This is a genomic window from Ignavibacteriales bacterium (genome assembly GCA_016700155.1).
GTDB lineage: Bacteria > Bacteroidota > Ignavibacteria > Ignavibacteriales > Ignavibacteriaceae.
This window is the reverse complement of sequence record CP065001.1, coordinates 3062607-3075038: the sequence shown is the minus strand read 5'-3', so window position 1 is coordinate 3075038 and position 12432 is coordinate 3062607. Positions and strand designations below refer to the sequence as shown.

Genomic DNA, 12432 nt, shown 5'->3' with positions numbered 1-12432 from the left:
CATATAAAGGTAAGTAAAAATATGTCATTCTTTTTCACATCAGAGTCAGTATCAGAAGGTCATCCCGATAAAGTAAGTGATGCAATATCAGACGGAATACTTGATGCAATTTATACAGAAGATCCTAATGCCCGCGTAGCTTGCGAAACATTCGTTACAACCGGTTTGGTTTTAGTCGGCGGTGAAATTACCACCAAAGCTTATATTGAAGTTCCTGACATTGTTAGAGAAACAGTAAGGAAAATCGGTTATACAAGTGCTGATTATAAATTTGATTCAGAGTCATGCTCAGTGTTAAATGCTATTCATTCACAATCACCTGATATATCAATGGGTGTTGACACAGGCGGCGCCGGTGACCAGGGAATTATGTTTGGATATGCCTGCACTCAGACTCCTGAACTTATGCCAATGCCGATTATGTATGCTCATCAGCTTGTAAAAAAACTTGCCGACATTCGTAAAAGACAAAACGGACTTATGCCTTATCTTCGTCCTGATGCAAAAAGCCAGGTAACAATTGAATATGATGATAAGAAAAATCCTGTAAGAGTCGATGCTGTTGTTATCTCAACCCAGCACGATGCTGATGCAAAACAGAAGACTATTAAAGAAGATGTAATTGAGAACGTTGTTAAAAAAGTTATACCAGCAAAATATCTTGATAAAAAAACAAAATATTTTGTTAATCCAACCGGACGTTTTGAAATAGGTGGACCGCACGGCGACAGTGGTTTAACAGGAAGAAAAATTATCGTTGATACCTATGGCGGATGGGCTCCTCATGGCGGCGGCGCATTTTCAGGTAAAGATCCTTCCAAGGTTGACAGAAGCGCTACTTATGCTGCAAGACACATTGCTAAAAATGTTGTTGCTGCAAAACTTGCAAAAGAATGTCTTGTTCAGGTAGCTTATGCTATCGGTGTTGCTGAACCTGTTTCTGTATATGTTAATACTCATGGAACAGGAGTTATTCCTGATATCGAAATTTCAAAAATGATAATGAAAGAAGTTGATCTTACTCCGAGAGGAATAATTTCAAGATTGAAATTAAGAAGGCCAATCTACCAGTTGACGGCTGCTTATGGTCACTTCGGAAGAAAAGAAAAAGAATTTACATGGGAACTAACTGATCTGGTTCCGGTGTTCAGTAAATATGCATAACATCAACTGATTGAATTTTAATAACAAAAAGAAAAGGTAAAAAATGAGTGAAGTAGCTGAAAAAAAGATCGATATGTCACTGAAGTATAAAGTAAAAGATATTTCCCTTGCTGAATGGGGAAGAAAAGAAATAAGACTCGCAGAAGCAGAAATGCCCGGACTAATGGCATTGAGAGAAGAATATGGCAAACAGAAACCACTGAAAGGTGCTAGAATAGCTGGCTGCCTGCATATGACTATTCAGACTGCGGTACTGATTGAAACATTGATAGAGTTAGGTGCTGAGGTAAAATGGTCATCGTGTAATATTTTTTCGACGCAGGATCATGCAGCAGCGGCAGTTGCGGCAGCAGGTACTCCAGTCTTTGCATGGAAAGGTATGAATGAAGAAGAATTCAACTGGTGTATTGAACAGACATTATTCTTTGGTGATGAAAGCCGCCCGCTTAATATGATACTTGATGATGGTGGTGACCTTACAAATATGGTGCTTGATGTTTATCCTGAACTTGTAAAAGGAATTAAAGGTCTGTCAGAAGAAACCACAACCGGAGTTCACAGACTTTATGACCGAATGAAAAACGGTACACTACCAATGCCCGCTTTTAACGTGAATGACTCGGTAACAAAATCAAAATTTGATAACAAGTACGGATGCCGTGAATCATTAGTTGATGCGATAAGAAGAGCAACCGATCTTATGCTTGCAGGTAAAGTTGCTGTCGTAGCAGGTTTCGGTGATGTTGGCAAAGGTTCAGCAGAATCATTAAAGAATGCTAACTGCCGTGTTATTGTCACAGAAGTAGATCCTATCTGTGCATTGCAAGCTGCAATGGAAGGTTACGAAGTTAAGAAGATGATCGATGCAGTAAAAGAAGCTGACATTGTTGTAACTGCAACAGGAAATATGAACATCATTGATAAAGAGCATTTCCTTGCAATGAAGGATAAAGCGATAGTCTGCAACATCGGACACTTTGATATTGAAATTAATATGGCATGGTTAAATCAGAATTATGGTAAAACCAAAGAAGTTATAAAACCACAGGTTGATAAATACACGATCAACGGTAAAGATGTGATTGTACTTGCTGAAGGAAGATTGGTTAACCTTGGATGTGCGACAGGTCATCCATCATTTGTAATGTCAAACTCATTCACGAATCAAACCATAGCGCAGCTTGAACTCTGGAACAACGCATCAAGCTATGAAAATAAAGTTTACACTTTACCAAAACATCTTGATGAAAAGGTTGCAAGACTTCATCTTAAAAAGATTGGTGTTGAACTTGAAGAACTGACACCAGCGCAAGCTGAGTATATTGGTGTAAGTGTTAATGGTCCGTTCAAGCCGGATTATTACAGGTACTAAAATTAAGTATCAGGTTAAATTTAAAAGAGGCTGCTGAAGCCTCTTTTTTATTTTAAATCAACAGTTAGATGTATTTAGAGATGACATCTTTCCGGGTATAACTAATAAAAGATGTCATCTCTATTGTCAGGCTGAGCTTGTCGAAGCCTGACAATTGTATCAGAGTCACCCTTCGACAGGCTCAGGGTGACATTACAAATATTTTTATGAGTTGCTCTTCTTCAATAATAAATCTCCTAAAGCATTTTCTAATTTTTCAAATCTGAATTTAAATCCTGTGTTTAATACTTTTGAAACATCCAATCTCTGACTTGAAATAATTTCAGAAGCTACTTCTCCGATAACAACTTTTAATACTAATTCAGGGACAGGGAAGAGAGAAGGACGCTTCAATACTTTACCAAGAGTTTTTGCAAAGTCTTTCATTGATATTTGTTCGGGTGATGATGCGTTTATTGCACCTTTGACAGATTCATTTTCAATTGAATGAATGTACAGATTTACTATGTCATCAATATGAATCCACGGGAACCACTGTTTACCGCTTCCTAAAGGACCGCCAACAAATAATTTAAAAGGAAGCAGCATTTTTTTTAATGCGCCTTCTTGATTACTTAGTACAATCCCTGTTCTAATTGAAACTCTTCTTACTCCCTTTGATTCAACTATTGAAGCTGAAGACTCCCAGTCTTTACAGACTTGAGCCAAAAAATCTTTACCTCCATTATCATTCTCGCCAAGAATTTCATTGCCCCTGTTTCCATAGTAGCCTGAACCTGATGAAGTAAGGAATGCCTTTGGTTTTATTTCACACTGTACAATTGCTTCAGCAAGATTTTTTGTGCTTACGATCCTGCTATCACGGATTACTCTTTTATATTCATCATTCCATCTTTTCCCTGCTACACTTGCACCTGCAAGATGTATAACAGCATCTTTGCCTTCAATATGTTGTTTCCATAATTCAGGATTTTTATAATCCCAATTAATATAATCTGTCGCAGTGGAAATTATTTTTTTTGCAGATAAAACATCACGGGTAAAAATATAAACATCATTACCTTTGCATATAAGCTCATCACACAATTTTTTACCGATGAGTCCCGTTGCGCCTGTTACAATTATTTTCTTTTTCATTTATAAATTCATTTTTAACTATAAACAATGTATTCAAATTAATAATTCAATTTGACGATAAAAAAAATTGTGCATTGTAATATGCTTTTTTATATTGGGTTTGTCAGTAGGGCTGTCATCAATCGTCTTTACCTGTGAGGGCAGTTAAATTCCGGTTTCTACTCTACTACTTCCAGAACAATTATTAAAATATTTTTTTCAAACCTTTTGAAGAAATAAATTTCATGGAGGGTAAAATGAAAACTTTAATACTTTTCCTGGTGATCTTTTCCGGTTCATTTCTTTTTTCCCAAACAACTATTGTCGAATGGAATTTTCCGAATAGTCCTGATGATTCACTTGCCGATGCCGGAATTCCGCCTAACGCACTTAAAATAATTTCGCCGGTTGGGACTACCGGATCAATTACTTATCCGGCCGGTTTCACAACACAATCTATTTCTACAACTGGCTGGACTGACGGACTTGACACAAAATACTGGATGATTGAATTCAGTACATCGCTCTATAGTCAATTAACAGTTTCTTCAAGGCAGCAAAGTTCCAATACCGGTCCGAGAGATTTTAAGATTCAATATAGAGTTGGGTTGGCGGGCACCTGGACTGACCTTGCGGGGACTAATCCCATTATTGTAGCTAATAATTTTACTTTGGGTGTTGTGAATGAAATTCCTCTGCCTGCTGTATGTGATGATCAACCATCTGTATTTCTGAGGTGGATTATGATTTCAAATAATGCAGTGACAGGAGGTGTGGTAGCAGGAACAGGTACTTCAAGAATAGATAATATTCAAATTGTATCTGCATTAAATGAACCAATGCCAGTCGAACTTATTTCATTTACCGGAAGTGTAATTGAAAATTCAGTTGTACTTAAATGGCAGACGGCTACTGAAACAAATAATTATGGGTTTGAAATTGAAAGGAAGATTCTGAAACAAGCCCGCCTGCCGGTCGGGCAGGTTCAGAATGACAATTCGGGTTGGGAGAGAATTGGGTTTGTAATTGGAAACGGAAACATTAATTCACCTGTTAATTATTTCTATGAAGATAAGTCTGTAAGTTCAGGATACTATTCTTACAGGCTTAAGCAAATTGATTTTGATGGTAAGTATGCATATTCAAATGTTATTGAATTGGAATTATCGAAGCCAAATAATTTTTCTCTTGAGCAGAATTATCCCAATCCGTTTAATCCTTTAACAACGATTGAGTTTAGTTTGCGGGAACCTTCATTTGTCACAATCAAAATATTTAATGCGGCAGGTGAGGAAGTCGCAACTATATTAAAAGAACAAAAATCAGAAGGAGACCATAAAATTATTTTTGACGGGTCAAATTTTGCCAGTGGAATATATTTCTATACATTATCTGATGGGTCAGGTATTTCTATAAAAAAAATGCAATTACTCAAATGAATTTCATCTGACGGCATAATTAAATTGTCACAAAATTATTTTTAACCATTACTTAACATAAAAAACATGCGTTCTTATTTAATTATTATTATCTTGGGCTCAAATTATTAACCAAATGCTTAAAACTATAAGGAGTTACTATGAGTAAACTGAAATTACTTCTTTCCCTAATGCTTTTTACCTTTCTGGCAACCGGTACTTTAGCGACTGTTCATAATGTTGCCGTAAACAGCAATGTTTTTACACCTGCTAACATTGAAGTCGCTGTTGGCGATACAATTGTCTGGACACTTCAGGCAGGCAGCCATACAACCACTTCGACTGTTGTACCTGCAGGCGCAACATCATGGGATTATACTTTTACAGGTGTCGGTGATACATACACATATATTGTGACTGTTGAAGGATATTATAATTATGTATGTACATTTCATCCGGGAATGAATGGATTCGTTAATACAGCCCGCACCTTGCCTTTTCAAGAAAACTTTGCATATCCGGTCGGCGATTCACTTGGTGTACACGGGTGGATGGCACATAGCGGTACGACTCCAATGCTGATAGTTTCCGGAAGTCTTACTTACCCGAATTATCCTAACAGCGGTGTTGGAAATTCAGTATTAGTCGCTGGTGGTTCAGGTTCACGTGTGGATTCACACATCGGGTTTAATACCGCAATCAGCACTGGTGCAGCTTATACTTCATTACTCGTGAATGTTGCTTCACCTGGTCCTACTACTGCTGACTATTTCTTCCATTTCGGTCCTTCTTTTCCTACAACAACTTTTAGAGGAAGATTATTCGTAAGAGATGATGGTTCAGGCGGACTTAATTTCGGTATTAGCAAGGCTACATCTACAGTATCATACGCACCCGGAACTTATACTTACGGAACAACTTATTTGATAGTTGTTAAGTATGAAATTGTTACAGATGTAACCGGAAGTGATGACGTTGTAAAAATATTTATTAATCCTACACTTCCCGGTGGTGAGCCAGGATCTGCTGATGCTACAAACACTGATAGCGGAACAGATACTCCTGTAAGTTCTATTTCTTTAAGACAGGGTGGTCAGACTTATAACGTAACTGTTGACGGAATTAGAGCAGGTTCAACCTGGACAGAAGTTACTGTACCTGTTGAACTGGTTTCATTTAAAGCTAACGTTACCGGTAATGCAGTTCAGTTAAGCTGGGTAACCGCAAGTGAATTAAATAACCAGGGATTTGAGATCGAAAGAAAATCAGCAAACAATAGTTGGCAGAAGATCGGTTTCGTTCAGGGTAACGGAACAACATCTTCAACAAAAACATATTCATATGTCGACGGAAATTTACAGGCTGGTAAATATTCATACAGACTGAAACAGGTTGATTTCAACGGAACTTATGAGTATACAAATGTAATTGAAGCTGAGGTTACTCCTGTTCCTGTTAAATTTGACCTTGCACAGAATTTCCCGAATCCTTTTAACCCTACAACCACAATTAACTATGCAATTCCGCAAGCATCTAATGTAACTTTAAAGGTTTACAATATGCTCGGACAGGAAGTTAAAACACTTGTCAATAAATTTGTGGAAGCCGGTCAGCATACAGTTAAGTTTGATGCACAGGATCTTAACAGCGGTCTTTACTTCTACAAGTTAGAAGCAGGCAGTTTTAATATGGTTAAGAAGATGACGCTGTTGAAGTAGTTTTGAATTTAGAATTATGGTTATGAATTAAGGCGATCAGGAATGGTCGCCTTTTTTTTGATAGCGGATAGTACACTGATCTCTGGGCAATAACAGGTTTTTATGATGGTTATGATCTTAAATATACAATACAAAATACAATCCCTAGCTTCATTACTGACATAAATCTATTTACCACTAAGTCACTAAGTTCACTGAGAAACACTAAGAACTTCTTAAATATGCTCTAGAGCTGCCTTCGGTTGTGAGATTTCTCTTCATCTTACGCGAGTAGTCGAAATGGTATTTATGTAATTATTTAAAAACATATACTGATCGATGGCTGAAGACTGACGACTGAATAACTTGCCTACCGAATATTGGCTTTTCCCGTTTCACTCATTCAACACTTAACATTTAGCATTTAACATTTGAGATTAGTTTACCATTGCTATAAGTTTCAATTGAATTTATTAAATGATATTGTGCTCTACCTGTCTTTGTTAATGTTAAGAGGGGTTATTCTTTTCATACAATATTTTTATTGGGGAATTGTTGTCATTTATGGAAAAAGAAAGAAAGTACAATTTAGACTGGCTGAGAGTCATTGCATTTGATCTGCTTATTCTCTATCACGTGGGCATGATATTCGTTCCGTGGAATTATCACATCAAAAATAATATTACAAGCGATGATTTTATTTTTCCAATGTTATTTCTTAATCAATGGCGGCTGCCGTTGTTGTTTGTTATATCGGGAATGGGTACCTGCTATGCGCTTTCATACAAATCAATAGGCAATTTTATTAATGAGCGGACATTAAGACTTATTGTTCCGTTATTCTTCGGGATGATGATATTAGTCCCGCCGCAGGTTTATGTTGAAAGACTTAGCCAGGGTGCTAGCTACAGTTCCTATTTTGATTTTTACTCAACACTGTTCAACGGGATATATCCAAATGGCAATTTAAGCTGGCATCACCTATGGTTTATAGTTTACCTGTTCTTTTTTACATTGGTTTTAACGCCGCTGTTTGTTTATATAAGAAATAATCCCGGGCTGAAGCCAATCGAATGGCTGAACAATGCGCTGAGTAAATATCCATTTGTAATAATGATTTTTCCGGTTCCATTAATAATTATTGAAGCGCTTCTATACCCTTTGTTCGGTTATACAATGGCGTTCTGGGGTGACTGGTACGCGTTGTCGTTTTACGGAGTTTTATTTTTCTACGGGTTTGTTTTAATATCACTTAAGAATACTTTCTGGACGTTTATAGAAAAGTACAGGATTTACTTTTTGATATCGGCATTGGTACTAACAACGGCTTACTTTCTTTTGCTTCATATCGAACTTCAGATCATAACTTGTGTTGTAAGGATTTTTAATCTTTGGAGCTGGATATTGTTACTGATGGGATATTCAGCCAAGTTCCTTAACAAGCCGGGTGCAGTTTTGAGATACCGCAATGAAGCTGTTCATCCATTTTATATTCTCCATCACACGGTGCTGCTTGTGCTTGGGTTTTATGTTGTTGAGTTGGATGTAAGTGTCCTTCTAAAGTTTTTAGTACTGGTTGCGGGTACGTTTGGTATTGTGTGGATTATCTATGAGCTGTTTATACGGAGATACCGGCTGGTGAGATTGTTGTTCGGGATGAAGTATAAGAAGCAAAGTAAAGTCAATGATTGATGAGGCAAGGCATTAACCACAGAGACACCGAGGCACAGAGGGGAGTGAAGGATGCTGGAAGCTGGATACCGGATGCCAGATTCTGGATGCCGGATGCTGGATGCTGGATACTGGATACTGGATGCTGGATACCGAATGCCGGATGCAAGCTACCGGATATAGGAAGCTGGATACTAGAAGAGGGATGTATGAGAAGTTTTGTAGAGTGTGATTGGTTGGTATTTATTTTTGAAAGGCATTCTTCTCCTTTGCCTTAAAATTCTTGCCTACCGCTTAATGCCTACTGCCTATTAAAAAACGCTATTGAGTTTTGTTACGCGTTGCTTTAAGTTGCTATTGAATATGAGTGGCGGGTTAGTTGAAATGCAGTAATAAAGCATAAGGATTAATATGGGTTTCTTAAATAGGGGGATGATACAAGATAAAGTTTATCAAATAACTCCACAATTGAAGTTTAGATACTTTTTGTTTTTAATTCTGTTTCCAATAATTCTTCCCGTCATTATAATTTCAAAAAATATATATATCACGATTTTAGCAGTAATTATTCTGCTTTGGATTTCCAGAGTATTGCTTGATGTCCCAAATAGCGTTTCCGGATTGACTCCTTATACAATGTTTAAACCGTTTGCAACTTTCAGATCTTTTAAAAAAATGTTTAAACCAGATGAAGATGATTTAAAAGCAATCCCGAAATTGAATTTAATATTTTCAATATCTCTTCCCTTTTATATTTTCAATATGCTGATGCAATATTTAATAGTTCTTGTTTTGTTGTTACTTCTTTCGTACTCAATATTTGTTAAGTAAGGTGTGTCTATTAAAAAATATTAATGTTTGTGTTTCTGTTCGACATTCCCGTTATGGGCTGCCGGTTAGCGGCAAGACTGTTATACAATTATTAAAAAATATTTTTGTTTGAGTTTAATCCCGTGTTGCTTTAAGTTGCTATTGATTTTATATCGCCCCAGTTACCATATCCAGAATCCCGGGGCAGAGCTTTGAGGCAGTTGTACAGGTTGTGCTTGTATGTGGAAAGCGGATCGGGAGAAAATAGTTTTGAAAATTATTAATTAGCGACCAGATAATATATTTGTTTCATCATTAAGTCATTCAAATTAGATATATAAGTTAAACATCCAATCAACAATAAATTAGACATCTTGTTTACTAAATGGTTATTTTTGAAAAAAATGAAAAAATAAGGTTGAGATGCAATTAGAGATATTTGATGTAAAAAAAAATATAGATGATTATTCTGCAGAAAGTTATACTGGTATTTATGGAGTTCATAAATATTGGTCAAAAAAGCCATATAATATAATTCGTCATTTCATTGAAAAATATTCTCGAGTAGAAGAAATAGTTTTAGATCCGTTTTGTGGTTCTGGAATTTCTATCATTGAATCCGTACTAAGTAATCGAAAGGCAGTAGGTTTTGATATAAACCCTTCTGCAATTTTTATAACTAAGCAAATGTTAAATAAAATATCTACTTCAAAACTTTATGAATCATATTTAAAAATTGAATCAAAAGTTAAAGATGATATTAACTCTCTATACGTAATTGAAAGAGAAAGTAAAAAATATTTAGCAACTCATTTTATTTGGGAGGAAAACGAATTAACAGAAATTTGGTATCAAAACGGCTCAAATAAAAATATAACAAAGCCGACTGAAAGTGACATTATTTTTATCAATCAATTCGATTACGATAAAATAAATTATTACTATCCCCGTAATGATTTTTTTCATAATCCACGTATAAATGCTTACGGTGGTAAAAAAATTTACGAGTTATTCACACCCCGCAATTTATTCGCTTTATCTATGCTGATGAATGCTATCGGACAAGAAGATGATCCAGAAATAAGAGACATATTAAAATTCTGTTTTACTTCTTGTGTTGGACAAGCCAGTAAAATGGTTTTTGTTGTAAAAAATAGAGGAAAATATAAAGGGCAATCAAACGAAACTAGAAAAGAAGTTGGAAGTTGGGTCATTGGTTACTGGACACCAAAAGAAAATTTTGAAATAAATGTTTGGAATTGTTTTAATAATAAATTCCAAAAAATTATAAAAGCAAAAAAACAACAAGAAAAAAGTGATTATGAGGTAAAAGAGGTTGATGATATTAGTTTTCTAACCAGTAACGATAAAAACCTTTATTTGAGGAATTTACCAGCTCAGAAAGCTTTAAAGGAAATACCAGATAATTCCATCGACTATGTTATAACCGATCCACCACACGGTAATAGAATTCCTTATCTAGAATTAAGTATGCTTTGGAATAGTTGGTTAAAAATGGATGTGGATTATGAAAGTGAGATAGTAATAAGTGAATCCAAAGAAAGGAAAAAGAATTTAGAGAATTATAATAGTCTATTAAATAAAGTTTTTCAAGAAATCTACAGAGTTTTAAAATATGAAAAGTTTTTTTCATTAATGTTCAATTCTCTTGATGATAATACTTGGATAAACGTTATTTCAGAATTACACACACTCAATTTCCAGTTACATAAAGTAGAAACTTTAGACTATTCCGCAAACTCAGTTGTTCAAGATACAAGAGGTAAGGGATTAAAAACAGATTTTATTCTAACTTTCGTAAAAAGGAAAAATCACTTAAATCTTCCTTTAAACATCATTAGTATAGAGAAAGAAACTATAATAAACTTAATAGAAGTTTTATCAGTAAATAGTATTGATAAATCGGTTCGACATTATCAGATATTTAATCAACTTTTCAAGTATTATTTAAATCAAAATAAGTTTTTCAAAATATCTGAAGCGATAAAAATTATTGATAACAAAATAATCACTCACCAGAACTAGGGGAAATTATTTAATGAGAGAAATATTCAGAATATTAAATCGTGCATACCAGAACAATGATTTCCAAACAATCTTTGAACACGAATTTGGGATTTATTTTTTAATGCTTCGTTCTTTATCCCGTAATGATTTACTTCGAGAACTTTCAAGATTAGTAGAAATAAATATTGAAGGTGTTGGCTCTCGCCAACTTTTTGAACATATTTTTTGTCAAACTATTCCCCAAGAAACTATTCAAGATTTTGTTCAACAAGTTTTTGAAAGGGAGAGAGCAGTTAGACGAGCAAATGAGGATTTCCTTTATACACAGCTATTTCGTTTACAAGTTTTCAATTGGGGTGGATTCTACCAGAATGCCGTTGAGCAAACAATTGTCAATAATTATGTGAAAAAAATTCAAGATTACAACCAACTTAGTAATGCAATAGATAACGATTTAAATCCTCGGTTACGTGGATATATTCTATGTTCTTGGTATAATCATTGGTCATCTATTTTAATTGAGGATATGTTTAAAGACCATCCCGATATAACACCAGCAGTTGGTCTTGTTAAAAAAGTTGATTTTTTCTGGCACAATTTCCCATTTGATTTGAAAGTGACTTATTTCCCAGATGGATATATGAAACTAAGAAGGCAAGAATTGGGATTACGTCCTGAGTTTACAGAACTTAAAAGATTCGCGAGGGGAAATAATATTCCATTTGATAGAAATGTACCTGATAGTGAACAATTCCAAGAAATATTAACTCGTATAACTGAACATCCGAGTGAAGCAGCAAGAAATTTTCTAGAAGAGTTCAGAAATACAAGGAGAGAAATAATAAATAATGTAATTCAAGATCCACGTGAATTAATTACTTGGTTTTATGAAAACCAAGGGACAAGAAGATTCGATTCTGCTAATAGATTTTTTGTTGTTTTAATTGATATGCAAAATCTAGAAGATAGTTGGCGGCTTAAGAGAAATAGGGAAATATTAAGTGAAGGTATTAATAATTATCTTAATCAAAATAGAGAAGTTGATTTTAATGACTTTAGGTTAAATTTTGATTGGGATGGTCAAGAATATCATACACACGCAACAACACTCTTCTTACTCCGAGAATAGATCAATTGTAAAGTGCATACAACTACT

Annotated in this window: 9 protein-coding genes; 8 read left to right on the top strand and 1 reads right to left on the bottom strand. The window is 35.1% G+C overall.

Features of this window, described 5'->3' with window-relative positions:
* Positions 1-21 precede the first annotated feature (21 nt).
* On the top strand, positions 22-1164 hold the full coding sequence (locus tag IPM56_13145) for a methionine adenosyltransferase (GenBank protein ID QQS35190.1): 1143 nt from the start codon (positions 22-24) through the stop codon (positions 1162-1164).
* Between the two features lie 43 nt (positions 1165-1207).
* The gene (locus tag IPM56_13140; GenBank protein QQS35189.1) at positions 1208-2536 is read left to right on the top strand and encodes an adenosylhomocysteinase; all 1329 of its coding nucleotides are present in this window, start codon (positions 1208-1210) and stop codon (positions 2534-2536) included.
* A gap of 204 nt (positions 2537-2740) precedes the next feature.
* Here IPM56_13140 and IPM56_13135 read toward each other — a convergent pair whose 3' ends face one another.
* A complete protein-coding gene (locus IPM56_13135) occupies positions 2741-3673 on the bottom strand; it encodes a TIGR01777 family protein (protein QQS35188.1) in 933 nt (310 codons plus the stop codon).
* Positions 3674-3909: 236 nt separating this feature from the next.
* Here IPM56_13135 and IPM56_13130 point away from each other — a divergent pair, with 236 nt between their 5' ends.
* The 6 genes from IPM56_13130 to IPM56_13105 all read left to right on the top strand — a co-directional run bounded on the left by IPM56_13130 (position 3910) and on the right by IPM56_13105 (position 12405).
* Positions 3910-5091, top strand: a complete 1182-nt coding sequence (locus IPM56_13130; GenBank protein ID QQS35187.1) for a T9SS type A sorting domain-containing protein — start codon at positions 3910-3912, stop codon at positions 5089-5091.
* Between the two features lie 140 nt (positions 5092-5231).
* Positions 5232-6788, top strand: coding sequence for a T9SS type A sorting domain-containing protein (locus IPM56_13125; protein QQS35186.1), 1557 nt, complete (start codon positions 5232-5234; stop codon positions 6786-6788).
* Between the two features lie 543 nt (positions 6789-7331).
* Positions 7332-8459 carry an acyltransferase family protein gene (locus IPM56_13120; GenBank protein QQS35185.1) on the top strand — a complete coding sequence of 376 codons (1128 nt, stop codon included), beginning with the start codon at positions 7332-7334 and terminating at the stop codon, positions 8457-8459.
* A gap of 44 nt (positions 8460-8503) precedes the next feature.
* Positions 8504-8716 carry a hypothetical protein gene (locus IPM56_13115; GenBank protein QQS35184.1) on the top strand — a complete coding sequence of 71 codons (213 nt, stop codon included), beginning with the start codon at positions 8504-8506 and terminating at the stop codon, positions 8714-8716.
* A gap of 955 nt (positions 8717-9671) precedes the next feature.
* Positions 9672-11294: a DNA methylase gene (locus IPM56_13110; GenBank protein QQS35183.1), complete on the top strand. Its 1623-nt coding sequence runs from the start codon at positions 9672-9674 to the stop codon at positions 11292-11294.
* Positions 11295-11307: 13 nt separating this feature from the next.
* On the top strand, positions 11308-12405 hold the full coding sequence (locus IPM56_13105; GenBank protein ID QQS35182.1) for a hypothetical protein: 1098 nt from the start codon (positions 11308-11310) through the stop codon (positions 12403-12405).
* Positions 12406-12432 lie beyond the last annotated feature (27 nt).